Origin of the sequence: Paraburkholderia madseniana, from assembly GCF_009690905.1 — a bacterium.
In the GTDB taxonomy this organism is placed as follows: Bacteria; Pseudomonadota; Gammaproteobacteria; order Burkholderiales; family Burkholderiaceae; genus Paraburkholderia; species Paraburkholderia madseniana.
Map to the genome: position 1 here is coordinate 131479 of NZ_VOSW01000005.1, position 25363 is coordinate 156841.

Annotated in this window: 25 protein-coding genes and 4 pseudogenes; 17 read left to right on the plus strand and 12 right to left on the minus strand. The window is 59.1% G+C overall.

The window, feature by feature from the left end; translation table 11 throughout:
- Positions 1–104: 104 nt before the first annotated feature.
- Complete coding sequence (locus FSO04_RS04525) at positions 105–542, plus strand: hypothetical protein (RefSeq protein WP_154558558.1); 438 nt, start codon at positions 105–107, stop codon at positions 540–542.
- 222 nt (positions 543–764) lie between these two features.
- Here FSO04_RS04525 and FSO04_RS04530 read toward each other — a convergent pair.
- A pseudogene (locus FSO04_RS04530) lies at positions 765–1211 on the minus strand (universal stress protein).
- 349 nt (positions 1212–1560) lie between these two features.
- Between FSO04_RS04530 and FSO04_RS04535 the strand changes: the two are divergent.
- The gene (locus FSO04_RS04535; protein ID WP_154558559.1) at positions 1561–1893 is read left to right on the plus strand and encodes a hypothetical protein; all 333 of its coding nucleotides are present in this window, start codon (positions 1561–1563) and stop codon (positions 1891–1893) included.
- 100 nt (positions 1894–1993) lie between these two features.
- Here the strand turns inward: FSO04_RS04535 and FSO04_RS04540 are convergent, their stop codons facing one another.
- Both FSO04_RS04540 and FSO04_RS04545 read right to left on the minus strand, forming a co-directional pair.
- Complete coding sequence (locus tag FSO04_RS04540; protein ID WP_154558560.1) at positions 1994–2203, minus strand: twin transmembrane helix small protein; 210 nt, start codon at positions 2201–2203, stop codon at positions 1994–1996.
- 1398 nt (positions 2204–3601) lie between these two features.
- Positions 3602–4147 carry an arsinothricin resistance N-acetyltransferase ArsN1 family B gene (locus tag FSO04_RS04545; RefSeq protein WP_154558561.1) on the minus strand — a complete coding sequence of 182 codons (546 nt, stop codon included), beginning with the start codon at positions 4145–4147 and terminating at the stop codon, positions 3602–3604.
- Positions 4148–4333: 186 nt separating this feature from the next.
- On the opposite strand from FSO04_RS04545, the gene FSO04_RS04550 reads away from it, so the two are divergent.
- The 8 genes from FSO04_RS04550 to arsN2 are packed head-to-tail and all read left to right on the plus strand — an operon-like array spanning position 4334 to position 9586.
- Complete coding sequence (locus FSO04_RS04550) at positions 4334–4666, plus strand: ArsR/SmtB family transcription factor (RefSeq protein ID WP_154558562.1); 333 nt, start codon at positions 4334–4336, stop codon at positions 4664–4666.
- Positions 4663–5103, plus strand: coding sequence for an ArsI/CadI family heavy metal resistance metalloenzyme (locus FSO04_RS04555; protein ID WP_154558563.1), 441 nt, complete (start codon positions 4663–4665; stop codon positions 5101–5103). The genes FSO04_RS04550 and FSO04_RS04555 overlap by 4 nt, the downstream gene beginning before the upstream one ends.
- Before the next feature lie 27 nt (positions 5104–5130).
- On the plus strand, positions 5131–5652 hold the full coding sequence (locus FSO04_RS04560) for an arsenate reductase ArsC (protein ID WP_168435565.1): 522 nt from the start codon (positions 5131–5133) through the stop codon (positions 5650–5652).
- A complete protein-coding gene (arsB, locus tag FSO04_RS04565) occupies positions 5639–6724 on the plus strand; it encodes an ACR3 family arsenite efflux transporter (RefSeq protein WP_154558564.1) in 1086 nt (361 codons plus the stop codon). The genes FSO04_RS04560 and arsB overlap by 14 nt, the downstream gene beginning before the upstream one ends.
- Positions 6721–7143 (plus strand): arsenate reductase (glutaredoxin), encoded by a 423-nt coding sequence (gene arsC / locus FSO04_RS04570; protein WP_154558565.1) that lies wholly within the window; start codon positions 6721–6723, stop codon positions 7141–7143. Before arsB ends, arsC begins: the two co-directional genes overlap by 4 nt.
- Positions 7143–7907 (plus strand): arsenical resistance protein ArsH, encoded by a 765-nt coding sequence (gene arsH / locus FSO04_RS04575; protein WP_154558566.1) that lies wholly within the window; start codon positions 7143–7145, stop codon positions 7905–7907. Before arsC ends, arsH begins: the two co-directional genes overlap by 1 nt.
- Positions 7876–9141, plus strand: a complete 1266-nt coding sequence (locus tag FSO04_RS04580; RefSeq protein ID WP_154558567.1) for an MFS transporter — start codon at positions 7876–7878, stop codon at positions 9139–9141. The genes arsH and FSO04_RS04580 overlap by 32 nt, the downstream gene beginning before the upstream one ends.
- On the plus strand, positions 9113–9586 hold the full coding sequence (gene arsN2, locus FSO04_RS04585) for an arsenic resistance N-acetyltransferase ArsN2 (protein ID WP_154558568.1): 474 nt from the start codon (positions 9113–9115) through the stop codon (positions 9584–9586). The genes FSO04_RS04580 and arsN2 overlap by 29 nt, the downstream gene beginning before the upstream one ends.
- 293 nt (positions 9587–9879) lie before the next feature.
- Here the strand turns inward: arsN2 and FSO04_RS04590 are convergent, their stop codons facing one another.
- Positions 9880–10866, minus strand: coding sequence for a zinc-dependent alcohol dehydrogenase family protein (locus FSO04_RS04590; protein WP_154558569.1), 987 nt, complete (start codon positions 10864–10866; stop codon positions 9880–9882).
- A 100-nt stretch (positions 10867–10966) separates the two neighbouring features.
- Here FSO04_RS04590 and FSO04_RS04595 point away from each other — a divergent pair, with 100 nt between their 5' ends.
- Entirely contained in the window at positions 10967–11836 is an 870-nt protein-coding gene (locus tag FSO04_RS04595; protein ID WP_154558570.1) for a LysR family transcriptional regulator, read from the plus strand.
- Here FSO04_RS04595 and FSO04_RS04600 read toward each other — a convergent pair.
- From FSO04_RS04600 to FSO04_RS04610, 3 genes and pseudogenes are all read right to left on the minus strand, one after another.
- Positions 11822–12055 (minus strand): annotated as a pseudogene (locus FSO04_RS04600) (3-hydroxyacyl-CoA dehydrogenase family protein); the annotation flags it as partial. The gene FSO04_RS04595 and the pseudogene FSO04_RS04600 sit on opposite strands and share 15 nt — an antisense overlap.
- Positions 12056–12104: 49 nt before the next feature.
- Complete coding sequence (locus FSO04_RS04605; RefSeq protein ID WP_154558571.1) at positions 12105–14216, minus strand: acetate--CoA ligase family protein; 2112 nt, start codon at positions 14214–14216, stop codon at positions 12105–12107.
- A gap of 17 nt (positions 14217–14233) precedes the next feature.
- Entirely contained in the window at positions 14234–15016 is a 783-nt protein-coding gene (locus FSO04_RS04610; protein ID WP_154558593.1) for an enoyl-CoA hydratase/isomerase family protein, read from the minus strand.
- 248 nt (positions 15017–15264) lie between these two features.
- Here FSO04_RS04610 and FSO04_RS04615 point away from each other — a divergent pair, with 248 nt between their 5' ends.
- A complete protein-coding gene (locus FSO04_RS04615; protein WP_154558572.1) occupies positions 15265–16599 on the plus strand; it encodes an MFS transporter in 1335 nt (444 codons plus the stop codon).
- 18 nt (positions 16600–16617) lie between these two features.
- On the opposite strand, the gene FSO04_RS04620 is transcribed toward FSO04_RS04615, so the two are convergent.
- Entirely contained in the window at positions 16618–17409 is a 792-nt protein-coding gene (locus tag FSO04_RS04620) for an IclR family transcriptional regulator (protein ID WP_154558573.1), read from the minus strand.
- 113 nt (positions 17410–17522) lie between these two features.
- Positions 17523–18425 carry a LysR family transcriptional regulator gene (locus FSO04_RS04625; protein ID WP_154558574.1) on the minus strand — a complete coding sequence of 301 codons (903 nt, stop codon included), beginning with the start codon at positions 18423–18425 and terminating at the stop codon, positions 17523–17525.
- 100 nt (positions 18426–18525) lie between these two features.
- Here FSO04_RS04625 and FSO04_RS04630 point away from each other — a divergent pair, with 100 nt between their 5' ends.
- A complete protein-coding gene (locus FSO04_RS04630) occupies positions 18526–19344 on the plus strand; it encodes an oxidoreductase (RefSeq protein WP_168435566.1) in 819 nt (272 codons plus the stop codon).
- A 119-nt stretch (positions 19345–19463) separates the two neighbouring features.
- Positions 19464–19754: a muconolactone Delta-isomerase family protein gene (locus FSO04_RS04635; protein WP_097389185.1), complete on the plus strand. Its 291-nt coding sequence runs from the start codon at positions 19464–19466 to the stop codon at positions 19752–19754.
- 756 nt (positions 19755–20510) lie between these two features.
- Here FSO04_RS04635 and FSO04_RS04640 read toward each other — a convergent pair.
- Positions 20511–20846, minus strand: coding sequence for a DUF4148 domain-containing protein (locus FSO04_RS04640; protein WP_154558575.1), 336 nt, complete (start codon positions 20844–20846; stop codon positions 20511–20513).
- An 819-nt stretch (positions 20847–21665) separates the two neighbouring features.
- Between FSO04_RS04640 and FSO04_RS49065 the strand changes: the two are divergent.
- Positions 21666–21782, plus strand: a pseudogene (locus tag FSO04_RS49065) (DUF7685 domain-containing protein); the annotation flags it as partial.
- Complete coding sequence (locus tag FSO04_RS04645; RefSeq protein WP_233464740.1) at positions 21783–22250, plus strand: DUF7713 domain-containing protein; 468 nt, start codon at positions 21783–21785, stop codon at positions 22248–22250.
- Positions 22251–22894: 644 nt separating this feature from the next.
- Here FSO04_RS04645 and FSO04_RS04650 read toward each other — a convergent pair.
- Positions 22895–23140: a hypothetical protein gene (locus tag FSO04_RS04650; RefSeq protein WP_233464741.1), complete on the minus strand. Its 246-nt coding sequence runs from the start codon at positions 23138–23140 to the stop codon at positions 22895–22897.
- 303 nt (positions 23141–23443) lie between these two features.
- Positions 23444–23743, minus strand: coding sequence for a hypothetical protein (locus FSO04_RS04655; protein WP_233464742.1), 300 nt, complete (start codon positions 23741–23743; stop codon positions 23444–23446).
- A 647-nt stretch (positions 23744–24390) separates the two neighbouring features.
- Between FSO04_RS04655 and FSO04_RS04660 the strand changes: the two are divergent.
- Positions 24391–25040, plus strand: a pseudogene (locus FSO04_RS04660) (BON domain-containing protein).
- Positions 25041–25363 lie beyond the last annotated feature (323 nt).

The window sequence follows — 25363 nt, forward strand, 5'->3', positions numbered from 1 at the left end:
GGACACTCACCAATCACGGTGTTCATGGGTAAGGGTTCCGCACGGAGCACACGTGTGATGACCGCCCCAGTGTGCCACGCTGATATTTTTACGGACGACGCGCGATGAGTGAGCAATTGAGCCGACTGAAAGCAATCGGCAGAGCATGGCCACAGGTGCTGACGATAATCGTCTTCATGGTGGCAATCAGCCTGCGCTTTCCACTATGGTTTGTGATGCTCTCGGCCATCGTCAACGGCACCGCCCTGACATGCCTCACGCGGCACTTCGCGTCCCGGCGGTCCCACACGGGTGGTGACCCGTTCCTCGGCGTCATCGTGATCGGCAGTGGACTGGCGTCGATTGCCCTGACTCTGAAGTGGTGGGCCGTGGAACGGCGGTTGAAGTTCGCGCCCGGCGTGCTCCTGCATATGGCCGGCCATACAGAGGCAACTTCAAATCCAGCATTGGCATGGTCAAGCGTCCTGACCCAGTGGGGCTCCTGCTCGATCTTTCTGGTGATTGTCGCGGTGTGGGCACTGGGCAGCGGACGTGCCGACTGAATACCGAACCGGCTCAGTACACCAGCCGACGTTTTCCGCAAACGCGCAAAAAACCTGAAGTCCACGGTCACCGTTGCCAGCCTCGCGCCGTACCGGCGATGGGGGAGAGACACGCGCCGGGATGACCGCGAGCGAAGCGCGGACGACGATGTACATCCGGGGCGGAGACGGCTTTGATTCAGTTGCCTGCGTGCTGGATTCCACAACACGACCCGCACCGGTCTATGTCGGCTCCCGGACGACAAGAACCGGGATCTGGCAGTGCGTCAGCACCTTCTGGGTCTCACTGCCGAGCAACAAGGCACGCATGCCGCCTCGGCCGTGGGACGCCATGACAATGAGATCACAGTTTCGTTGCGCTGCCACGCTGATAATCGCCTCTTACGGGTGAGCGTGGTTCCTGGTAACCGTATCGCACTCGACACCGGCCTGGGTGGCCGCTTTTGTGACGACCAGGAGATATTTATCCGCATGCTGTCGGGTAATCTGAATGAACTGGTCCTCGGTGTCCGCGATCATTTCAGTGCCATACGCCAGGACGTGGAATTCCGGAATGACATGGAGCCCCGTGACCTTTGCTCCGCGTTCTGTGGCAAGCGTCACCGCCATCTGGATGGCGGCGTCAGAAAGTGCCGAACCATCGGTCGGCACCAGCAGATGCTTGAACATACGTGTCTCCCTGCGGCCAGGTCTGTTCGTCTTGAAGTCCTGCCCGGAGCACGCCGCTTGAGCCAGGCACACCTGAAACAAGGCGATTCCTTTCAGTATAGTCAGCTTTACGAAGGCTGGCGGGTCGATCATTTCTGTGACAAAGTGCCGCGCGCAGACCTCACCGAAGTCAGATACATTCACCAGGCGTCTGATGCCGTTTCCTGTTCGCTCAGAGCGCACCAGACGCACGGCCTGCGGCTTGTCGCAGGCCGCCCCCCCAACTCGGCTACTGGCTGCTGATGTCACGCATCAGATCGAGCCTCCGGTCAGCACGTTCGTGGCTCGAGCGTTTACCCGAAAACGTGCAATGACACCCATCAAGTTTATTCTCCGCTACACGGCTGTGCCGTTCATGGCGATCGTCGCCGTCGTGTCCTGGGCATCACATCACGCGTCCGCCGAAATCGACGCCCGGCAGTATGCGGCACTTTCGGGCGGCTATGCCAGCTTCCCGGTGGATCTCCGGCGTGGTATCGGGCAGGCGCTGCAATCGGGGAAGCTGAGCAAGTGGGATTACTCGTCGCTGGTACGGGAATCGCTCGACGATGGAGTGGTTCTCGACTGGCCGTCGGACGATCAGGAAAGCGTTGCTACCGAGCGGGAAAAGCTGACAGTCCTCGTCAAGGCAGACCGACTCTGAGCCGTGCGGCCCACTGAGTTTCCGGTTCAAACGCAGCGTCCATCAACGTGCACGTCGGACCGCGCAGCTTCACGCGTCTTATCGCGCGGGCTGCCCTACTCTAGCGCCCAAAGGGAATGCCGGTAGACTGGATCCAGCCCATCCAGTGCGCAAAAAGGATGGACAGGAAAAGCGTAATCGACAAGCCGACGCGCGTCGCCAGCGACCAGACCATCCTCTGCGTCGTGCCTCGATCGTCCATCATGAAATACAGCGCCGAAGCCATGCTGCCGATAATCAGAACAAAAGTGATAGGGACGAGAATATGCATGGTTTGCTATCTGTGGCAAAGCGAAGCGCATCTGGAACTTGAGAATCAGGAGTCCATTATAGGGTCCACCCGTGGGCCTACCCGTGACGTGATGCCGCACCGCCGGGGCTGCCGGTTAAAAAAACCGAAGCAGATTCACCGGTCCATTGTCACGGGTCAAGGCGACACCTTCCGCCGTGCGGAGATGCCCTGCAACTAGCACACGCAAAATCAAGTCAACTGCCCTCAGCTCACGCGAGAATCCCGTACAGCGGTAGTTCGTTGGCGCGCATGCCCGGTTTCGTATCTGCTTCCGTCACTGCCGCGCTCTCCCGTATTGGCTCACCTCTGAAATCCGCAACCGTTCAGATGGCGCGCAAGGTCAACGTCTATGGTTCTGCGCCGACGCTCCCGCTACCTGAAAAAACTGCCGCCGTTCAGAGCCACGCCGATGGCCGAAAGTGCAATTGGCAGGAAATTTAATCCCGATAGTTCAAAACGTCAGCGTTACCTACAATGCCATCAGCTTGTGGCTGACGCTGCCGATCGCTGGGCAAGCTTGCTACGCCTCATGGTTGAACGTGCTGATGCTGACGCGAGTGACGCTGCCGATCGAAGATGGAGCGGAGAGTAATTTGTCGGTCACACGCGCTTGATTTTGATATGCCATGATCTTCGCTCGCTTCTCTGCCCGTGCGACTCGAGTTATTGCAGCCGGATGTGCTGCAGTCCGACATCGGACGGGCAGGCGCGAAATCCTTGACGCTCTATGTTGTGCGGAGGTCGGCATTCAAACTGGTCGAGGAAGCCCAAAAAACCTGGCGCCGCGTTAGCGGCCCCGCTTCCGATCGGCCTCACTGCGAGTATTTGGAGACGATGTTCCTGCAGTGTGGAGCGAGGCTGCCACGACCCGCGGCAGTTCGCTCAGGCGATGGGTGATCTCCCTCAGTTCAGCGGCGCAAACAGACCCGAACGTAACCGTCATTTCTTCGAGGTCATGCTTTCTATGGTAGTGAACCGTGGTCCGCTTCGCCTGCGAGGCATGCTGACCCCAAGCCTGCCAGACCGAAATGATCCTCAGTTGACCCGCCGCCGCTCGCACGGTGATGCTCGCGGAGGTGGCATCAGTGTGACGCTCGCGTGGACATGTCATGGCAGTTGTTATCACGGCTACCCATGTGGCCAGATCTACTGCCGCAGTGATCTGGCGGCTCGCGCCCCTCCCCTCAGACATCGAAGGACCGAGATCGACCCACAACTGCCTGTCGCAGTTGCTCAATCATTGTCTCAAGCCGGTCGCAAAGCAAACGCTCAAAGCGGTTTTTTCGCGGGACTGACATTGGTTTCCGACAGCATGGAATTACGCGCCCGCCACACGCGTGGCCGGGTTGATATCACCTTGGTACTCAATCGAAGTTTTCAGAAATTGGCGGGTGCGTCAAAAGCTCTCGGCGCAACAGGTTCACTTGCGTAAGAACGCAGCGTCTTTTGCCACCAACCGACATCTCGCCATGCCCCGAGCTTGAATCCGACCTTTTCATAGACACCGATATGCTTGAATCCAATCGTTTCATGCAGCGCGATACTCGCGGCGTTGGGCAGCGCGATGCCTGCGAACCCCCGCGCGTAGCCTAGCTCCGTTAGCTCCGCCAGCAAGGCTTCGTACAGTCCGCGACCAACACCTCGCCCTCGACTGGCAGCGCGGACATAGACTGTTGTATCGACCGACCATTGGTAGGCCTGCCTCTCACGATGAGCGCCAGCATAGGCGTAACCATTCACCAGACCCGCATCATCGAGACTGACTAGCCATGGGAGCCGTCGCAATGTCGCGATCAATCGCCGATGCATCTCGTCCGCCGTCGGTGGTTCAAGTTCGAAAGAGATGGCGGTGCCTGTTACTACTGGGGCGTAAATCGATGAAATGGCCTCAGCATCGTCAGGCGTCGCGAAGCGTAGTCGCATGAGAGCCTCCATGTCTGATGGGTAGCAGGGAACTGATTCTGTAGCGCCAATTATCGGACGTACATTCCGTGTCCTACCCTGCCGAACCTCCGCGCAACGGAGGTGGCACGTTGTCGCCCCGTAGCGCCCTAGCCATTAATTCAATAATACTTGAAATGTTAAAATGAATGATCTATTGTTCCGGGCATGGACTCAAACCTCGTTGTACGCGCCCTGAGCGCGCTCGCCCATGAATCGCGCCTCGCGATCTTCCGTGCCCTGGTTGTGGCCGGTCCAAACGGTATGGCCGCCGGTGAAATCGCGCAGCAGCTGGAGCTTTCCCCTTCAAGCCTGTCTTTTCATCTGAAGGACCTGTCACATGCAGACCTCGTGAAGCCGCGACAGCAAGGGCGTTTCGTTATCTACACGGCGAACTTCGATGCCATGACGGGTCTGATCAGTTTCCTGACGGAGAACTGCTGCGCGGGTGCGACCTGTGCCCCGAGCGATCTTCCAAACTGCTGCGGAGACACACCATGAAGCGTATGCATATCCATGTCGCAGTCGAAAATCTTGGCGACAGTATTCGGTTCTACAGCGCGATGTTCGGCAACGCCGAGCCCACCGTTCTAAAGACCGATTACTGCAAATGGGAGTTGAAGGACCCCGCGGTGAATTTCGCGATTTCGCAGCGTGGTGCAAAACCAGGTATTGATCACGTCGGCATTCAGGTCGAAACCGACGCGGAGTTGGAAGAGATGAATGCGCGATTCGCGACGGCGCAACTGCCTATTGCGGCGCAAACCGGCACGACCTGTTGCTATGCCAGGTCGGACAAAGCGTGGACCATTGATCCGCAGGGCGTCGCCTGGGAAACGTTTCGAACACTCGAAGCCGCGCCGGTCTACGGTCACTCGCGCGTCCAATCACAATCACATCCGCAATCGTCGGCTGCATGCTGCACGCCGGCTAATTGAACCTATCGTGACTTTCCGGAGCCGTCCGTGAGCGACAAACCTTACTCGATTCTCATTCTCTGCACGGGCAACAGCGCGCGCAGCATCATGGCCGAAGCGCTTTTCAACGTACTTGGGAAGGGCAAATTTCAGGCGTATAGCGCCGGCAGTCACCCATCCGGGGCGGTGAACCCGTTCGCCATTGAACGCTGTGAAGCGCTGGGTTATGACACAGCGGGGCTCCGCAGCAAGAGCTGGGACGAGTTTGCGACGCCTGACGCTCCGCACATGGATTTCGTCATCACGGTCTGCGACCAGGCTGCGGGTGAAGTCTGTCCAATCTGGCCAGGCCACCCGATGACGGCACATTGGGGTTTCGAGGACCCGGCGGCTTTCGAGGGTAGCGACGACGAGAAACGCAAGGTATTCAGCAAGGTCTATCGGCAGATCATGAACCGCGTGAGTCAGTTCGTGAATCTGCCTCTGCATGTGCTGGACCGTAATGCGATTCAGCGCGAAATGCGCGCGATCGGTGACAAGCCCGCAGAGGAATCAAATGAGCAGCACTGATACAGCGATCGGCACGGCACGGCCGGCAATCGGATTTTTCGAGCGGTATCTGACGGTCTGGGTTGCCCTCTGCATCGTGGGCGGCATCCTGGTCGGGCAGGTGCTGCCCCAGCTTTTCCAGGCGATCGGCCGGATGGAAGTGGCGCACGTCAATCTTCCTGTCGGTGTGCTGATCTGGGTGATGATCATTCCGATGCTGATCAAGATCGATTTCGGCGCGATGACCCAGGTGAGGAGCCAGTGGCGCGGCATCGGCGTGACGCTGTTCGTGAACTGGCTCGTCAAGCCCTTCTCCATGGCATTGCTGGGCTGGATTTTCATCCGTCATGTGTTTGCGTCGTGGCTTGCCGCCGACCAGCTCGACAGCTATATTGCCGGCCTGATCCTGCTGGCCGCGGCCCCCTGCACGGCCATGGTGTTCGTGTGGTCACAACTCTGCAAAGGCGATCCGTATTTCACGCTCTCTCAGGTGGCGCTGAATGACTCCATCATGATCGTGGCATTCGCGCCCCTTGTAGCGCTCCTGCTTGGCCTGTCCGCGATTACGGTGCCATGGGATACGTTGATCATTTCGGTTGGGTTATACATCGTCATTCCCGTCATCCTTGCCCAGTTGCTGCGCCGGCATTTGCTGGCCAGAGGAGAAGCGCATTTCCGGCAGGTGGTCGCACATCTCGGCCCGTACTCGATCAGCGCGCTGCTCGCGACACTCGTCCTGCTGTTTGCCTTTCAGGGACAGGCAATCGTCAAGGAACCGCTCGTTATCGCCATGCTCGCGGTGCCGATCCTGATACAGGTGTTCTTCAATTCCGGCCTCGCTTACCTGTTGAATCGCAGGCTCGGCGTTGCGCACTGCGTCGCTGGGCCATCGAGTTTGATCGGTGCCAGCAATTTCTTTGAACTAGCGGTTGCGACGGCAATCAGTCTGTTCGGGTTCCATTCCGGTGCAGCCCTGGCCACAGTGGTTGGCGTGCTGATCGAAGTGCCGGTGATGCTCGTCGTCGTCGGCATTGTCAACCGCTCGCAGAACTGGTACGAAACGAAACACAGCACAGGGGGGCAACAGATATGAGCGTCACGATTTATCACAACCCCGACTGCGGTACGTCGCGCAACACGCTGGCAATGATCCGCAATGCCGGGATCGAGCCGCAAATTGTCGAGTATCTGAGGACTCCGCCTGATCGGGAAACATTGAAGAATCTGATTTCTCGAGCTGGCCTGACGGTACGCGCCGCGTTGCGTGAAAAGGGCACGCCTTACGCCGAGCTCGGTCTGAGCGATACGTCCTTGACCGATGCGCAGTTGCTTGATGCCATGATGGAACATCCGATCCTGATTAACCGCCCGCTAGTCGTGACACCGCTTGGCGTCCGTCTGTGCCGGCCGTCCGAGGTCGTGCTCGACATCCTGCCTGTTGGGCAGAAAGGATCATTCATGAAAGAGGACGGAGAGCAGGTTGTCGATAGCGACGGGAGGAGACTTCTCTAATGACGCAGGACACGCCTAACGTCAGCGCCCCGCATCTCGACACGCCTGACCTGAAGAAGCTCGAACCGCGTGCAGTTTCGCAGCACGGGCCGCGAATCCTGTTGCTCTACGGTTCGTTGCGTCCTACGTCGTACAGCCGACTTCTCACGCTCGAAGCCGAACGCATCCTGCGCCATTTCGGGGCGGAAACGCGTGTCTTCGATCCGCACGGCCTGCCGCTTGTTGACAGCGTGCCGGCCGACCATCCGAAGGTGGTCGAACTACGGAAACTCTCGGAGTGGTCGGAAGGGCATGTCTGGTGCAGCCCGGAACGTCACGGAACCTTGACGGCAGTATTCAAGAACCAGATCGACTGGCTACCACTGGAAAGCGGCGGCGTTCGCCCTACGCAAGGCCGCACGCTCGCGGTAATGCAGGTGTGCGGTGGATCGCAATCGTTCAACGCGGTGAACGCGCTGCGCATTCTTGGGCGATGGATGCGTATGGTGACCATCCCGAATCAGTCTTCGGTGGCGAAGGCCTGGCAGGAGTTCGACGCAAACGGTCGGATGAAACCCTCGGCATATTACGATCGTGTCGTGGACGTGATGGAAGAACTGTACAAGTTCACGCTGCTGGTACGTGACCGCTCGGACTACCTGACAGATCGTTACAGTGAACGGAAAGAAGCGCACCCGGAGCTTGCAATAACACTAGCGGCGGCCGCCATGAACCATGAGGCAGTGACCACGAATGCAGACACCGACGACAGCGAAACGGAGTGACGGACGCAACAGTGATCGCGACACTATCGCAACGTGGGCGCTCGCAGTTGCGCAACTCGTTTCCTGGGGATCGATCTATTACGCGTTCTCCCTGTTTGTCGTGCCGATGGAAGGAGCGATGGGATGGAGCCGGACGGCGACGAACGCAGCGCTCTCGGTCGGCCTGCTGATTTCAGGGTTGGCGGCTTATCCGGTCGGAAAGTGGATCGACCACGGCCACGGCCGGCGTGTCATGGTCTGCGGGACAGTGTTGGCCGCAGCGATGCTGGCGCTGTGGTCGCAGGCACATAGCCTCGTGACACTGTTTGTCGTCTGGATCGGCCTTGGCGTCGCAATGGCCGCGACGCTTTACGATCCGGTTTTCGCGGTGATCACACGGGACTTTCCAGGCAGCTTTCGCACAAAGATTACATTGGTCACGTTGGTGGCCGGCTTCGCCAGTACCGTCTTTATCCCCCTGACACAGGTTCTGGTCGACTTTCTCCACTGGCGAGACGCGCTGCTCGCGCTTGCCGGATTCAATCTGGCAATCTGTCTACCCATACATGTTTTCGCAATCGGTCGCGATGCGCCCCGCGAAGACGATCGGGACTACAAGGCCGCGCTGAAGGCGACCAACGAAGCGGCAACCGGGCGCGCTTTACGGACGCCGACATTCTGGGCGCTTGCGGTCTGTTTCACGGCCTACTATGCGACATTTGCGGCGCTGACCTTCCACCTGGTCCCGCTCATGGCGGAGCCGCGAGTGTCGCCAGCAATGATCTTGATGACAATGGCGGTGATCGGTCCGGCTCAGGTGCTTGCGCGCGTGCTGTGGTTCACGATCGGCCGCAATGTTCGTCCGTCGATTGTCGGCATCGTTATCACAACAGCGTTTCCCGCGTCGGTTGTTGTTCTTATGTGCGCAGGCACGTCGTCTGCATTGTTGATTCTGTTCGCAGTCGTCTACGGTGGCGCCAACGGCATGATGACGATCCTGCGCGGGACGATTGTGCAGGACGTGATGTGGACGGAGGGCTATGGAGCTGTGAGCGGACTGCTATCGATGCCCTCGAACATTGCCAAGGGGATCGCACCGATTTCAGCCGCGGCGATCTGGACGGTCAGCAGCAATTATGTGCCTGTCGAATGGACTGTGCTGTTGGTGTCGCTGATTTCAGCTGCTGCGTTCATTCTCGCCATACGCTTCGCCTCTGCCAAAAAATTTGTCGAACATCAGGCCAGTTTCGAGTGAGCATACTGCCATGAAGATAAGAAAGGCCAACGAAGCCGACCTCGGCACGATCCAAAACCTGTTAAACGCGAACGATCTACCTGTTGAAGATGTCTCGACGACGCTCATCGAAGGATTCCTCGTTGCCGAAGATGCAAGGGGAACGGTTGTCGGTAGCGGCGGTCTCGAGCAGCTCGGCTCAAGTGTGCTCCTGCGATCGCTTGCCATCACGCCAGAATGGCGCGGGACAGGCGTCGCAAGGAAGCTGGTCGAACTGCTTGAAGACAACGCACGCTCACTCGGCCAACAGGAAGTCTGGCTGCTGATAACGACTGCTGAGCGCTTTTTTGCGCGAGCCGGCTATGAGCTGGCAAGTCGCGACGATGTACCCAGCGAGGTGCGGTTGTGCAGGCAGTTCGCAGTCCTGTGCCCTTCGACCGCCATGTGCATGCGAAAGAGGCTCTAACAGAAACATCCGTCGGCGGTGATCGAACGACCGGTATCAAGCTGATTTTTGCCGCCCGAATCAAAATCGTCGACGGCTCTTGTTCGCCGATTGCACCAGTTCGACGACGGTGTCGCCGAGAGGATGTTGGAATTCTCAATGGCAGCTTTCCGGCGGTTTGTGCGAACGCGTACTTCCGGCCATGAACAGACAGTCGCGAAAGGTAACCAAACAGCGGGGCATCGGCTGATAGCGGCCCTTTGCTGCTGCCAAAATCGAAACCCCAGCCAGTTTTCACGTTAACTCAGCGCACCTTATGCGACGTCCACCACGATTTTCCCACGTGCGGTAGCGTCCGTTATGGCAACATAGGCGCGTTCCGCTGACCCTAGATCGAACCGGCGAGGATCGAGATTCGGCATGAGCTTGCCGGCTTCCGCCAGTCGTGTAGCTTCGCGCAGCATCTCTCCGTGGTGCGCGCGTTGCAGACCCGTCAGGAGCGGATATAGGGTGAACACCCCTGAGTACGTCGCTTCGCGAAACGACAGCGGAGCCAGCGAATGTGTACCCCAACCCAACGCGCTGACCACGTGACCAAAATGTTTGACTGCGGCGAACGAAGCATCGAGCGTTGGGCCGCCAACGGTGTCTACCACCAGGTCAAAGCCTGCGCCCTGCGTCAATGATTCGACGTATTGCTCCACAGACTGCGCCCGGTAATCGATCGGCGTAGCGCCTAGACGCGCAACGAGATCGTGGTCCCGTGAACTCGCTGTCGTGAAGACCTGTGCACCGAGTGCGCGCGCCAGTTGCACCGAGATATGCCCGACACCGCCTGCTCCTCCCTGTACCAGCACGGTTTGCCCCGCTTGCAAACGCGCCCGATCGACAATGCCGGAATACGACGTGATAAACGCGAGGGGCAGTGCCGCGGCTTCGCGCATCGAAAGATTGGCCGGTTTGATCGCGAGGAGGTCTGCATCGACTGCTGCATACTGGGCCAGCGAGCCCTGAATGCCGCCAACGCCGCCCGTCATCCCGTACACCTCGTCGCCGACCTTGAACGCGGTGACGCCGGGGCCAATGGCGTCAACTACGCCGGCCATATCAATGCCTAACAGCAGCGGCAGCGGATGTTTGGCATGCGCTGCGCTTCCGGCGCGTATCTTGGTGTCGAGCAGATTGAGGCCGCTCGCGGCAATGCGCACCCGCACCTGGCCGTGCGCGGCTTGTGGCATTGAGATTTCTGTCAATTCGAGCGGGCCGTTGTAGCGATTGAGGACGAGCGCCTGCATGGTCATGATCATTTCCTTTCCGATGGAACAAACAAGTTGATACGTGCAGAATGAGCCATGCCGGAAAGCATGTAAATTAATGTTATTGCACAGATGTCAAACAAAAATGAATGAGATGACGTTCGACTGGAGCGATGTTCGGATCTTTCTGGCGATTGCCCGCTGCGGCACGCTGGGGGCGGCTGCAAAGCGCGTTGGACAGACCCAGCCGACCATGGGCCGCCGGTTGCGCGCGCTCGAGGAAGCGCTCGGACACACGCTGTTTCAGCGCACCAGCGATGGCTTCGTCCTGACAGACGACGGCGCGGTTGTGCTGTCCTATGCCGAGAGAATGGAGGAGGAAGCGCTTGGCTTCACGCGCGCGTTAACCGGCAAGGAAACGCAGCTAACCGGGCTGCTGCGGGTCTCGTCGTCGGACTGGTTCGGCATGCACATACTCACGCCGGTGTTCGCGCGCTTTCTGGCGAAGCACCCAGGTATCTCGCTGGAGCTTGTCACGGATTCGCGCCTCTACAACCTCGCTCGGCGCGAAGCGGATCTGGTGTTCCGCATTACGCCCTTTGACGAACCCGACGTCATCCAGCGCAAGCTCATGCACATCGACTATGCGCTGTACGGGCATGTCGATCTGATCCCGCCTTCTTGCGGGGAAGGTGACGGACACAAGCTGATCAGCATGGACAGCGCGTTCGGTTCGCTGCCCGACGTCGAGTGGGTCAAGCGCATGCTGCCCAAGGCGAAGATTGTGTTCGGCAGCAACAATCGTGGCGTACAGGCGCGCATGTGTGTCGAAGGAAGTGGTTTCGCCGTGCTGCCTTGCCCGCTTGGCGATGCGACGCCTGGACTTCGGCGGATCGATCTGGGCGAAGCGCCGCCTGGGCGCGATGTCTGGCTTGGCTATCACCGCGATCTGCGTCGCGTCGCGCGACTACGTGCACTTCTGGATGCGACGATCGAGGCGTTAGCGAGCGTTTGAACCGGCGGCGTATTGACAATAACCCGCGCCCGTCTTGCGCCCGAGGCAGCCCGCTTCGCACAACCTGTTGGGAATGTCGATATAGCGTACATCGGCAGGGCGACTTGCTACACGAACTCTGCGCATCCGCCACGCGATATCAAGTCCCAGCATGTCAGCAACGGCCAAGGGGCTCATCGCGACGCCAAAGGCTTGGAGAGCCGCATCGATCTCATGAGGATAGGCGCCTTCTTAGCAAGAATTTGATGAGAGTATGACTAGAGCCTCGTCATTCATCGTGAGGCTCCGATGCGAGTACAGCAACGCCGTCGGCTGCCCGCACGCCTTGTCCTGCTGGCAACACGAAGATCGGATTGATTTCTGCTTCGACAATACGCCCGCCAAGCTGCACCGCCATTCGCGCAAAGCCGACGATTGCGGTCACGAGGGCATCAATATCAGCGCGCGGCCGTCCACGATACCCGTCGAGCAGCGGCCACGTTTTCAGTTCATGAATCATCTCGAGTGCGTCATCGCGCGACAGCGGCGCTTCGCTGGAGAGGAGTCGCATCGTCGTGTCCTTGAACAATTCCGCTGTGACGCCGCCCATGCCGAGCAGCAATGCTGTGCCCAATGGGTCTCGACGAAGACCGAGAATCAGTTCCGTTCCACCGGTCACCATTTCCTGAACGAGAAACGCATTCGCAGATACGCCAGTCGCGGTTTCAACGTCGTCCCGCATACGGTTCAAGCGCACCCCGATGCTGTCAGCAGTGACCCCAACCGCTACGCCGCCGACATCGCTCTTGTGGGTGATCGTGTTCGACAGCAGTTTGAGCACGACCTTGTCACCCAGCTCGCGAGCGGCGCTTTCGGCTTCATTCGCGTTCGTGACGACACGCTCGCGTACCGCTGTCACACCGAAGCGGGCAAAAAGGTCTTTCGACTGCGCTTCGTTTAGTGATCCTGCGGGTAGATCGCTCACGTTGACTTCTGCTTCAGAGTGTTGTTCGTCCAAACTCACTGTGCGGTGCATGTACTCGCCGTACTGCCACATCGCCGCAAGTGCGCTCGTCACGCTTTCGGGCGATGAGAACGCCGGCACTCCCTGCCCGTTAAGCAACTGTGTGATCTCCGGCGCGTGCGGGCTTACAAATGCCATCACGGGTTTGTCACTCCCGGGCAGCGAACTGCGGATCGCGTCAGCCATCAGGTCAGGCATCGCGAGGCCCGATGATCCAACGATAACCACGACCGCGTCGTAAGTCGGACTGTCGAGTAGCGTGCCGATCGCACCGCGCAGGAGAGCCGGCTGCAGACCCGCGAGCGTCACGTCGATCGGATTGCGGTCGAGCACTGCATGATCGCCGGTCTGGAGCGCGCGCAGCTTTGCAGCAGTCGTTTCATCAGGAGGCGGGGTCTCAAAGTGCGCCATGCCGAGGGTATCGGTGACGAGCGTACCCGCGCCGCCGGTCGAGGTCAGAATCGCCACCCGTCGCCCGGAGAGCTTGCGGCGCGTAGCGAGCGCATGAGGAATGTCGAGTAAATCGGCAAACGTCTGGGCGCGAATCACGCCGACCTGGCTAAAAAGCGCTTCGTACATGCGGTCGGAGCCGGCCAGCGCGCCCGTATGCGAGACCGCCGAGCGTGCGCCGGATTCTGAGCGGCCGATCTTGAACACCACGACCGGCTTGCCTGCTGCCGCCGCCCGTAACGCCGCACGCCGGAATCGGTCCGGATGACGCAGCCCTTCCATGTAGAGCGCGATAACGGAAGTCGAATCATCGTCAACCAGATAATCGACGAAGTCTGCCATGTCGAGATCTGCTTCATTGCTCGTCGACACCAGCTTTGACAGGCCAATACCGCGTGCTGCCGCCCGCGACAACAGCGAGCCAAGAATTCCCCCGCTTTGTGATACCACGCCGATCCCACCAACTGTGAAAGCGTCGGTCTCCAGCGCACCGCTTGCTGACAGCGTGATGCGATCGGTGAGATTGACGAGCCCGATCGTATTCGGGCCGAGCAGGCGCATGGACCCTGCTGCCTCGATCAATTGCGCCTGACGTCTGGCACCTTCCTCGCCGATCTCTGCATAGCCACTCGCCAGCACGATTGCCGCGCTCGTTCCGCGGCTCGCCAAATCCCGCACCGCAACGTGGGCGCGCTCGGCCCCAAGCAGCACCATGCCGACATCGGGCGCGTGCGGCAAGGACGCTACATCGGGATAACAGGGCAGGCCATCGATCGAGTCGTAACGCGGGTTAACAGGGTAGATGTCGCCGCCGAAGCCGTGCTTCCTGAGGTAAGCCACTGGGCGGCCTGAAGTCTTGGCTGCGTCCGCCGATGCGCCGATTACCGCTACGCTCGCCGGATGCATCAATTTTGAAATTGCGTTCATGTCGATCTCCTTCGTGCTCACTTGGTTTTGTTCAGGAATGCGAGCACCGAGTCGCGATGTTCACGGCTTGTGTAGCAGACGGCCTGTGCCTGGCTGCCTTGTGCAAACACCTGATGCGCGGACAGTTCGTAGCTCTGGTTGAGAATGCTCTTGCCCAGCGCGAGCGCTGTGGCCGAACCCTGGCTCAATTCAGCGGCCCAGGCGTGAGCGTCGGTGATGAGCGAATCCGGCTCGCTCAGGCGATCCGCGATGCCGATTTCCAGCGCTTCCTTTGCATCCACCTTGCGCCCGCTGAAAATCAGTTCCTTCGCCCGCGCGAGGCCGACCCGTCGCGGCAAAAAGTACATGCCACCGCCGTCGGGAATCAGCCCGCGTTTGATGTAGCTCCACGTGAAGCTCGCATCCTGCGACGCGAGGACAAAGTCGCAGGAGAGCGCCATATCAGCACCGAGGCCGGCCGCTGCGCCGTTGACTGCGGCGATGGTAGGTTTGGGCATCGAGTAAAGTAGATCGACTGTGTAGTGCACGAGTTGCTGACGGGACCAACCATTGAACGCAACCTCGCCGGCGGGCGCTTCCATACGTTGCGCCATGCCGCTTACATCACCCCCAGCGCAAAATCCCTTGCCGTTGCCAGTCAACACCACGGCGCGTACGTCACGGTCGCGCGACACGGTCTCCAGCGCCGCGATCAGTTCGGCACGCATTTCGTTGGTGATGGCGTTACGCTTTTCAGGACGATTCAGCGCGATCGTGGCGACCTGTGAGTCGATGGTGACTTGAATGATGGATGTGCTCATGCGCGTCTCGATGGTTGAATTGGAGTCGACTGACTGATCAAACTGCCAATGCAGCTTAGCCCCACCGGCCACCCGCGACACCCCATCAATTCCATTCTGTGGAACGGAGCGAGTTTTATCCCTAGGGTTGAGCAATTCCACTGGATGGAATTGACTGATTGTCATCGAGCGTTCGGCGCCGATAATGGATTCCAACGCAGGACACTTGCCATGAACGATCCTGCGGTCCATACAAGCCCGGAGACATGATGCACGCAGCCCGTTCCAATCCGATCGACGTAAGCGCCGTCGCGCAACCACAGACAGAGGCTGTCTACCGGAAAGTCACCTGGCGGCTGCTGCCGTTCCTCTTTATTTGTTACGTCTTCGCGTATCTGGATCGCGCCAATATCGGCTTTGCGCACCTACAGTTCTCGCGTGACATTGGTCTTTCCGACGCCGCATTCGGTCTGGGCGTAGGGCTCTTCTACGTGGGTTACATGCTTTTCGAGGTGCCGAGCAACCTGTGGCTCGCCCGAGTCGGCGTGAGAAAAACGCTCATGCGGATCATGGCGCTATGGGGCATCGTTTCGGCGGGCACCGCATTCGTGCAGACGCCGACGCAGTTCTACATCGCGCGCGTATTGCTGGGCGCAGCAGAAGCAGGATTCTTCCCGGGCGTGATTCTCTATTTCACCTACTGGTTTCCGGCCGCGCGGCGGGCCCGAGTCACGTCAATCTTTATGACGGCGATCTGCGTATCCGGCATTATCAGTGGACCCGTGTCGGGATGGATTCTCAATAGCATGTCGGGCTTACTTGGCTACAACGGCTGGCAATGGCTGTTCCTTCTCGAAGGATTTCCTTCAGTGATCGCCGGTGTCTTTGCCTATGTCTATCTGACGGACCGCCCCGATCAGGCGACCTGGCTCTCGGACGGCGAGAAGGCTCTCCTGCTGGCGGAGCTTAACCGGGACGCGCAAACGAAGGCCGCACGCGCTCATGGTTCGATCTGGGTCGCATTGAAGGAGCCAAAGTTCTATTTCCTGACGTTCGCCTATTTCAGTGTGCCGTGGGCGAGCATCGTCGTGCACATCTGGGCACCGAGCGTGATCCAGAAAAGCGGCGTATCGAACTACTGGCACATTGGGCTTCTTTCCGCGATTCCGTATGTGGCCGGCGCAGTCGCGATGTACCTGCTCGGCCGGAACTCGGATCGCATGTTGGAGAGGCGGTGGCATTTCATGGCAAGCGCATTGATGGCCGCGCTGGGCGTCGCGCTTTTGCCGGCGGCGGCGAATCACGCAGGCATTCTGGTAGCACTGCTTTGCATCGCGACGGCTGGTTATCTGGGCATGCTGTCGCTGTTCTGGACCATCCCACCCGCATACCTGTCGAGCACCGCGGCAGCAAGCGGCATCGGCCTCATTAGCAGCCTCGGCCAGTTTGGCGGGATTTCGGCACCTTCGGTCATCGGCTATGCATCGACGCACTTCGGCAGCAGCGCCGTGGGCCTCTATGCGGTTGCGTTCGTCTCCATTCTCGGCGGTCTTGCAGTGGTGCTAGGTATTCCAGCGCGCGCGATCAGTGAACGCCGGGAATGAAAGAGAAGCGTGCAGTCTTCAGCCTTCCAGGCGCGCGCACGCGGCTGTAATCTCGTCGCGCAGACGCAGCAGGGGCGCCGCGAGTTCGCTTACAACGCTGTCGTTTGACGCCGCCGTACGGACGCTAAAGTTGAGGACCAGCAAACGATGTCCAGGAATGGCGAGGGGCGTCGCGAGTGCGATCACCTCCGGCTGCCAGCTTGCAACGCAGAAGCCACTTCGGCGCACATCGTCTACAGCTTCAGTGATTTCCCGCTCGAGACGCTCCCAGCCGCACCGTTTGCGCCGCTTGAACGCGTCCATCAGGGCGGTGAATTCCGCCTGCGGCAGCGCTGCGAGATACGCGCGCCCGAGCGAAGTCAGTTCCATCGGCACGCGTTGTCCCGAGACAATCGTACGTAATGAGGCTCGCTGGTTATAACGAATGGACTCAAGGTAGACCATCTCTTCCCGGTCGGCGCCTGCGATTCCGACATTGATGCGCTTTGCCTGGACAGTGTCGCGGATTAGCGGTCCTGCAGCATTGAGTACTGTGGATCCGCTGCGCAACGCCTGCGCCAAACTGAGTACGGGCAGGCCCAGTCTGTACGCCCTGCGTACCACATCGTGCTCGAGATAGCCCGCCTCCACGAGTGTTCGCGTCAGGCGGCTCACCGTCGCCTTCGGCAGGCCGGTGCGTTCCGCGAGTTCTCCGTTGCCGAGAAGCGTCGCACCGGGACCGAACGCGCGCAGCAGTTCGAGCCCTCGCTCGAGCGATCTATTCGATGGGGTAGCGTTCGATTCCGGATGTTGATTCTTGTGGTTCGCCATAGACAGAAAACGGTACAACGGGGTTGACCCCACGGTCGTTGCGAAGATAGTTGAAAGATATTTACCCGACGCGGTTTCTCGATCCCAGCACAGCGGAAAGACGCCGTGTGCCTTCAGTCACGCAGTGCCGCCTCAGCCAGGAACTCCACGAAGTCCAGGACGAGACCGGAGCTTTCCTGCTCCCGCCAAAAGATATGCACGTTCAAATTCGGGAGCCCTTCGATCGGGATATAGACGATGTCATCGTGCCTCTCTCTCAACACGTAGTCGGCGCCGAGCATTAGTCCGCCACTATCCTTGACGATGCGCAGACCGATCTGCGCTTGTGTGGTCTCGTAGACGAAGTTTGGCTCAACCTTGGCGCGTTGGAAGCTCGCCAGAACAGCATCGTAGAGCGGCTCGTTGACATTGCGGGAAAAGATGATCAGGTTTTCGTCCAGGAGATCTGTCAGATGAATAACCTTGACCTGGGCTAGCCGGTGAATGCGCGGCGCGGCCAATAGCCATCGCCCGTCGAGGACAAACCGGGTCGAAACGTTCGCAGTCTGATCTTCATTCGTCAACAGCACGCCAATGCCAATGTCGATCTGGTGGGTGATCAGGGCCTTGATTTGCTGCGTTGACACCATCTCCTTGCGGTTGATCTTGACGTTGGGATAGAGCTTCTGCAGTTCCGTCAACGCAGGCACGATGAAGGGCAGATCGGTGTATTCGACCATAGCGATCGCGATCCGCTGTTCGTTTTGAAATGCGGTGCGACGCGTGACTTCTACCATCGTTTCCATCTGGGCCAGGATCTCGATGGCCTGCGCCTGAAAGACCTCACCTGCGGCCGTCAGTACGACGCCTCTGCGATCACGGACCAGAAGCTGCACACCCAGAATGGCTTCCAGCGCCGCGATCTGCTGGCTCAACGCTGGCTGCGTTACCGCGAGCTTTGCTGCCGCGCGTCCGAAATGCAATTCGTCGGCGACGCCGACAAAATAGCGCAGATGTTTAACGTCGATCGGGCTCATAAGGTTATCTAATCACAGAGCCGATGATAGTCAATTGGACGGTGAGCGTGGCCAATCGTATCCTTTTTGCACGAGATGAACAACGCAGAGGAGTTAAATCGTGTCGAACTGGTTGATAACTGGAATTTCCCGAGGCTTCGGAAAGCAATTGTCGGAAGCACTTCTGAAGAATGGACACCATGTCGCTGGTACGACACGCAGCGGCCTCAGCGATCTTCGCCATGAAAATCTGACCGTATTCAAGCTCGACGTGACGAACCCGGAGGATGCGCACGCAGTCGTCCTGGATATCATCGAGACCGTCGGGCCAATCGATGTAGCAGTCAACAATGCCGGCTTCGGCATGGTCGGCGCGGTCGAGGAGGTCTCGCCGGATGAAGCGCGACATGTGTTCGCAACGAATGTGTTTGGAACGCTGAACGTCATACAAGCGGTTCTACCCTCATTCAGAGAACAGCGTTCCGGCCTGATCATCAACTTCTCGTCGGTTGGCGGCATGGCGGGTTCGGCCGGGTTCGGGATCTACAACGCGACCAAATTTGCCGTCGAAGGCATGTCCGAAGCGCTTGCCCTGGAGGTGAAACCTTTCGGCATTCGCGTGATGATCGTCGAGCCCGGTTACTTCCGGACCGAATTCCTGTCGTCGCAATCCATGTCCAAAGCCGAGCGCGTGATCGAGGACTACGCGTCCACCGCCGGCGTGACACGCGCGAACGTCGGAAGCCGCGATGGTAGCCAGCCCGGCGATCCGGCGAAGGCTGTGCAGGTGATCATTGCGGCTGCGCAATCCGAGGCCCCGCCATTGCGGCTGCCGCTGGGCGCCGATGCCTTTGCCAGGATTGATGAAAAGATCGCGAAAGTACATTCCGACATGGCGGCCTGGCGCGAGCGGGCCACCGCAACCTCGTTCGAACCCTGAGGTTTTCCCGCCTTCTACCTCTTGAGAGCTGACACGCGTAGTCATCATTGGAGGCACAATCCGGCCCCCCCAACGCTCCGCTGCGCTCCCCTTCGAGGCAACACACCAGGAGCAATCAAATGCAATACATCGTCATAACCCGCCGCCGTAGCGAAAAATTTCCGGACTCCGAATATACCCCTGAGAGGCTCGCAGCCGAAACCGCCGCCGTTCGCAAACTCTATGGCGAGGGCATCGTGCGCCACATTTGGCACCGTGGCGACGTGGGGGGCGCATGCCTCCTGCTCGAAGTCGAGTCCGAAGACGGCGCAAAGTCTGCCCTGAACAGGCTGCCGTTGTTTGGTTTGGGCATGCAAGAGGCGGTCTGCATCGTGCCACTGGCGCCCTACCGTGGCTTCGCGACTGAATAGCGCATCTTCGGGCACCTGAACGCGATGATCCCGCTCGCTCCCGAAGATATAGACGATCGAAGATCGAAGGAAGGACAGGCTCATGCCTCAGATCGACAGACGCACCCTTACCATCGACCACCAGCACCGGCGCCTACCGACAGCCAGAAATGGACGTCGGGTGCCTCGCGCGGAATTACACACTCGGCGTCATCAATGGGTCTGGCAACCGGAAGGCGATTTCGCTCCCGTCCGACGACACGCCAGCGGTGAAATCAAGCACGTCCATCACAACACGTGGGTTCATCGGCTAACTGTTGCCGTTGCTGTCAATCGCTTCCAATTTACCAGAGCACGCTCGGCGGCGGACCGCCCCCAGCACTAGAGACGACGGACGTAGGGGTGCACGGTTCGCCCTCACCCTTTGCAGACTTGGGTTTGGTGTTGTGAGTTGGGAGTTGGTATTAGACGGTTAGTTGCATTTATAAACCATGGAAACCGTTGCGTTCCACTAGAAGTGCTTCGCATGTGCAACAGTTAGGGGTGCGAGTCCTCAGTCCAGTTCGGCGCACCAAAAAAAGCCCAGACAGGGTCGCTGGGCAAACCCGCCAGAATATCTGGCGGTGGAGGTATTTGATACGCAACTGGCTCGCCACGGCAGTTACCTCGATAGCGAGCCAGTTGCGTGAATGGCGGTGCGCAGACCTACTGCTCACCCAGGAGGTGAAGCGATGCTGGCGGCCGCTTGGTGTGCCAGCGGCTTGCCAACCTGACCGGTTATTGACCGAAGTAGATCGAGTGCGGGCCAGTGGCTTCTGCCTCGCTCTTGTAGGCATGGACGCCGGCCACCGACGAACCGCTAACGACGCCACCAACTCCAGATGTGTCAGCTTGTGCAAGCTGGTTTTGCGCAGCGACACGGGCTTCTGCAGCCTGGATGTTCTGCGGATAATCGTCGCTGTTTGCGGTCGACGGGTTATAGCCGGCCTTTTCGAGCTGGACCAGTTGAGCGCGGACTTCAGCGCGCGTAACCGGTTGGTTCGATTGAGCAAACGATGCGACCGGAGCTGAGAGGACGAGTGCAACAGCGACAGCTTTGATGAGCGATTTCATGATTCCTACCTCCAGAGATTGTTTTATGTGGTGCTACAAACGCACTTGTTTGCAGCCCATGGACACAGTCTAAGAGGGACTATCGTTAGGGTAAATACCTAATGTATGAAATGACTGTTGCTGGAAACGAGACAATAGTCAAAGCCGTCGTCACGATAACGCCCGCACTGACGGCCGCGCTGCCACCGTTCGCGACGCCGAGCCACTGTTCGAGGCGCAGCACTGTCTCCGGCGAGATGCCGGTATGCTCGTTCAGGATGCGCGAAAGAGCTGCGCGCGACGGCGAACTGCTTGGCGGCTTGAGTAATCGACACTACGAGCGCCGTCGGCATGTCCTCGCATAGCGTCTCGCCCCGCTGCGGAGGGTTGTACATTCGAGTCATGTCTATGTACCTCGGTGGTAGTCCTGGCAATCAACCAGGATTGCGTGCGACCCTTCGATCGGAGGGACCACGCCAGTTGCCGTTCACACACGCCAGTTAAGGGAAAGAAGACTGTCGACAACCTCGCGAGAAAGACGGTCAGCGACTTCAACAGTATCAATCCCTGGCAGAACATTCGCGAGTGACGTGCCGATACCTTGGTTACCCGAGCCGGTTGCAGCATTTGGGGCGTAGATCCAGAAGGCGACCGCATCACCCGACAGATCTCACGAAATCAACCGGCAAGTTCGTCGTGCAACTCCTTTGAGGGTGGTACGCCATGCTGAAGGCTGCGCTGCCGCGCATAAAAATCGTCTTTGAGCGGGCCGACGCGCACCCTGACGCACATGCGACAATGATGCAACGTCCTTGCCGGGCGATACGTGATGGTGCATTGATGACCGAGCAAACCTGCGTCCGTTGCGGCGCGAGAACGCCACCGTACGATACCGTGAATGCGGCGTCATCAGACGGCACCTACCGCCTGCTCTGCAGCCGGTGTTTCAACGAGGACATGGCGCAGTGGGCTGATATTGTCGGCTTCGAACATCCGCAGTTCACGCCGGTTCGTCTGCTCGACATGGATGGCGGCTCGCACGAATTCCACTTCCGCAGCCTTCTGCTCGGGGACCAGCTTTCGCTTGAAGCGTTCGAACTTGCGGACGACGACGAATCAGAAGGATACTGGTTCCAGATTCTCGACGAGCCGCGATCAGATCCCTTCGTGCTGCTCGGAAAGCTTGTGCAGAAGATGATGCGCGCATTGGCAATGAAACACCTACGCGAGGACGCTGGTGGCCTGCAGGTCGCTGACACAATGGTCAGAGGCCGTATCGAGTGGAATGGGGTCGAAGACGTCCGCCAGCCGTGTGTCGTCATCGATGGCCGGCGTGTGGAATGGAACGATTTCGGTGCGATCCTGATGGCCTTCGAAGGATGGCAATTCAGACTCGAACTACTCGATCCGAGTGACGAGGCATGATTCCGGAGATACTGTCCAGCCCTACTCTGCAGGAGGACCGCAACGAGGATGTCCGTCGTTCACCGTGCCGACGATTCGCCGCTCGCACGCTGCCCTTGACTGGTTGTTCGATGATGCAACGGGTGAGCAGGCGGTTGCCTGGTGATAGTCATCCTCGTGCTGGTGCCGAACAGCGAGGATGCTCGTCGTACTCGCCTCCTCAACCTCGAACAGAACAACTATTCTGCCGAGTCAAATGGCGCGATCAGTTCGCGCCGAAAGCGGTTGTGTTCATGCGCCTTCCTGCACGTGAAGGGAATTGCCCAAGGACTTTGGCAGATTTTCACAACGCGTCCGGCGCGCGCTCCGCGGTCGCTATGTCGCAGTCCAGCATATACCCGAAATTGATCAATATCATTATGTAAACTATAAAGGAATACGAACTATATCGACAGCTCAATCAATTATGCAATGATCCAGTCGGCGGGGGCTCGGCCACGAATGGTAACCTGCCAAGGCTTACCTATACGGCGATTACGGGATCGGGGAATGGTCCGTTCCCGTCAGAAAAACCCGCAGCTGCCGCTCCGCTTGGAATACTTCGTGAAGAGGAGCCCTTTCGAGCTGGGCGTCATAGAGAGAAAGCAGCGCTTCAAAGTCGCTGATTACCTCAGACGCAAGCCACCACTCCCCGTCTCGTGAGCGTGCGCCAAGGTGTTCTCGACCGCATATTCGGCGACCTTGAACTGCTCCACCAGTTGGTTGCCATAACCAGCACGCTGCAGATACCAGCTCAGGTACACCGCGCGCATAAGTTCATTGACCAGATGGCTGTTGCCATGTCCGTCGCGGCATGCGACCAGCGCAAGATGACAGGACAGCGACCGCTCACTGGCGGAGGCGCGAGCCATCGGCAATAGAAGTGCTTTCGTCAGCGGCCTGCGGGCTCGGCCGGGGGACCTGTTTCGCTTGGAAGACATTGTTTCGACATGGCGACGCCGGGAAGCGATTGATTATAGCGAAGCCTTATCAGAGATACGGCCGCGACGACAACCAAGGGCCTTCGATCCCTTGCGGCCACAGGGCCTAGCTGCAGCCTAACGGCTGCTTCTGAGGTGCAACCGCCGTTCCTCCGTTCGCGTCGGACAGTATATGTTCATAGTCGATTCGACCAGTGGCCGAAGACATAATGTCGCCGCTGCGCTTGTTGTTTTTCACAGCTTGCCATGTGCGGAAAGAATTTCGAGTGCCCGCACCGCCTTATTGAACGCACATCTAATAGCCGCTTCGGCGCTGTCGCGTACGCAACGTGCGATGCGTCTCAGTGCGAGCGCGGCGGTCCCGATTTCAAGGCGAACCTCGTACAGACTACTTCCTGAGCGCTGGCCCACATGCTCGATCACCAGTTGACAATCCGAGAAGTAGGTGCCGTACGGTTGAAGGCGCAATAGTTGCACGGCCGCTTCTGCCTCCAGGGATGCGGTTCCCGGGAGGCCAAGATAGGCTATTTGCATACCAATTCCCATCGTCGACCCCCACTAAATCGCTAAATCTTGCGAACGGTACGTGGCCGTTCGCTGGATCATCGCGCCGATCCAGTCGGGTTGGTTGACTCTGATCAACAAAATGACGGTACGGACCTGCCGGTCAACTATTCCTTTCCCACGTTATCACCGGGCGATGAAGTTTCACGCCGAGAGTGGTCAGCGCGTGGTCTGAAGAATTCCCGCGCGACGGGATGGTTGTATTCCTTCGTAGAGGTGCCCGTCCGGGATCGCGCCATCGTCGATAACCGCGTCCAGTGGCTTACGGGGGCTGCTCCAAACTCCTGAAACGGTCTGGAATTGCCGCGTTTGACGAGATCGGGGGTGTGGAGCAGCATGAAGGTGCGCGGCTTCGAATGTCGTTTATCTAATGAATAGCAATCCTACGAGTGTCCGAGTAACGCGCCGAGCATGTAACCGTTTCTGGCCGATCACCGTCATAGCGGGTGCGCGCCGGGGCCGGGCCGCGGCCGCGGACACCGAAGCTCTGGGTTGATCGATATCAACATAGCCAGAACGCTTCGGACGATGCTAGAAGTTGTGCATCACGCCACGTGCGGGATGCGTCGCCGTGGCGGCGTCCTTCGGCGCCGTCGACGATTGTGCAGGAGACCGGGATGAAGTCAGATCAAGCGCTAAAACAAGACGTCGAGCAGGAATTGCTCTGGGACCCAGCAATCGACGCCAGGCAGACCAGGGTAACGGTTCATGATCGCATCGTTACGCTCGGGGGGCAGTGGCGAGTTACGCACAGAAACTCGCGGCGCAGAAGGCTACGCAACGCGTGACCGGCTGCCGCGCGCTCGTGATCGAATTGAATGTCCCGGAATCGTCGCCTGCGTCGCACAGCGACGAGGATCTCGCCACCGCGATCCTATCGGCGCTCAAGTGGCAGGAAGACTTCCCCAAGGACGCCATTCAGGTCGAGGTCGAACGCGGTTGCGTGGCCCTTGCCGGCGAAGTCGACTGGGGCTATCAGCATCATGCCGCTGAAATGCTGGTGAGCCGCATGCGTGGAGTAATGGGTGTGTCGAACCAGATCACCGTCCGGGCCGATAAAGTCGCCGCGGACGTTGGCACCCAGATTTCTGCAGCACTTGCGCGACGTGCACAGCGAGAGTTCGCCAGCATCGCAATCGACGTGCACGACGGGGTCGTAACGCTGACAGGTACTGTCAGTTCGCTGGCAGAAAAGCGCGCTGCGTGCGGGGCTGCGTGGTCAGCGAAGGGAGTACAGCGCGTCGTGGACAAGTTGAGCGTGGTGTAAAGCGCGGACCTAGGGCGCAATCGTGCACCTCGCTTCGACTCAAGTGTTCGACAGGCACTCGACGTTCCAGGGACGGCCTCGCTTACGAGAAATTCGAATGCTCCTTGCCGACCCGAAGCCGCCGTTCGAGCCGCCAGGGCTTCAATGGCAGTTATCGGAGTGATCCGGCCGTCCGCGCCGGTCCCTCACGAGCAACGGTTCCACCTCTTTGTGGACGTTTGTCGATTGACGGCAAGGCGATCGTTCAACGGCCCAGGCTTACTGCTTAAACCCTGCGTGACGCAGCGCTTCCTCAGCGGCCTCGTGGTCTTGAACCGATGTTC

Bases quoted from the DNA above. Each gene is read 5' to 3' on its own strand.
- FSO04_RS04525 (WP_154558558.1), top strand. From the start codon at position 105: ATGAGTGAGCAATTGAGCCGACTGAAAGCAATCGGCAGAGCATGGCCA.
- FSO04_RS04535 (WP_154558559.1), top strand. From the start codon at position 1,561: ATGACACCCATCAAGTTTATTCTCCGCTACACGGCTGTGCCGTTCATG.
- FSO04_RS04540 (WP_154558560.1), bottom strand. From the start codon at position 2,203: ATGCATATTCTCGTCCCTATCACTTTTGTTCTGATTATCGGCAGCATG.
- FSO04_RS04545 (WP_154558561.1), bottom strand. From the start codon at position 4,147: ATGCGACTACGCTTCGCGACGCCTGACGATGCTGAGGCCATTTCATCG.
- FSO04_RS04550 (WP_154558562.1), top strand. From the start codon at position 4,334: ATGGACTCAAACCTCGTTGTACGCGCCCTGAGCGCGCTCGCCCATGAA.
- FSO04_RS04555 (WP_154558563.1), top strand. From the start codon at position 4,663: ATGAAGCGTATGCATATCCATGTCGCAGTCGAAAATCTTGGCGACAGT.
- arsB (WP_154558564.1), top strand. From the start codon at position 5,639: ATGAGCAGCACTGATACAGCGATCGGCACGGCACGGCCGGCAATCGGA.
- arsC (WP_154558565.1), top strand. From the start codon at position 6,721: ATGAGCGTCACGATTTATCACAACCCCGACTGCGGTACGTCGCGCAAC.
- arsH (WP_154558566.1), top strand. From the start codon at position 7,143: ATGACGCAGGACACGCCTAACGTCAGCGCCCCGCATCTCGACACGCCT.
- FSO04_RS04580 (WP_154558567.1), top strand. From the start codon at position 7,876: ATGCAGACACCGACGACAGCGAAACGGAGTGACGGACGCAACAGTGAT.
- FSO04_RS04590 (WP_154558569.1), bottom strand. From the start codon at position 10,866: ATGACCATGCAGGCGCTCGTCCTCAATCGCTACAACGGCCCGCTCGAA.
- FSO04_RS04595 (WP_154558570.1), top strand. From the start codon at position 10,967: ATGAATGAGATGACGTTCGACTGGAGCGATGTTCGGATCTTTCTGGCG.
- FSO04_RS04605 (WP_154558571.1), bottom strand. From the start codon at position 14,216: ATGAACGCAATTTCAAAATTGATGCATCCGGCGAGCGTAGCGGTAATC.
- FSO04_RS04610 (WP_154558593.1), bottom strand. From the start codon at position 15,016: ATGAGCACATCCATCATTCAAGTCACCATCGACTCACAGGTCGCCACG.
- FSO04_RS04615 (WP_154558572.1), top strand. From the start codon at position 15,265: ATGCACGCAGCCCGTTCCAATCCGATCGACGTAAGCGCCGTCGCGCAA.
- FSO04_RS04620 (WP_154558573.1), bottom strand. From the start codon at position 17,409: ATGGCGAACCACAAGAATCAACATCCGGAATCGAACGCTACCCCATCG.
- FSO04_RS04625 (WP_154558574.1), bottom strand. From the start codon at position 18,425: ATGAGCCCGATCGACGTTAAACATCTGCGCTATTTTGTCGGCGTCGCC.
- FSO04_RS04635 (WP_097389185.1), top strand. From the start codon at position 19,464: ATGCAATACATCGTCATAACCCGCCGCCGTAGCGAAAAATTTCCGGAC.
- FSO04_RS04640 (WP_154558575.1), bottom strand. From the start codon at position 20,846: ATGAAATCGCTCATCAAAGCTGTCGCTGTTGCACTCGTCCTCTCAGCT.
- FSO04_RS04645 (WP_233464740.1), top strand. From the start codon at position 21,783: ATGGCGCAGTGGGCTGATATTGTCGGCTTCGAACATCCGCAGTTCACG.
- FSO04_RS04650 (WP_233464741.1), bottom strand. From the start codon at position 23,140: ATGGCTCGCGCCTCCGCCAGTGAGCGGTCGCTGTCCTGTCATCTTGCG.
- FSO04_RS04655 (WP_233464742.1), bottom strand. From the start codon at position 23,743: ATGCAAATAGCCTATCTTGGCCTCCCGGGAACCGCATCCCTGGAGGCA.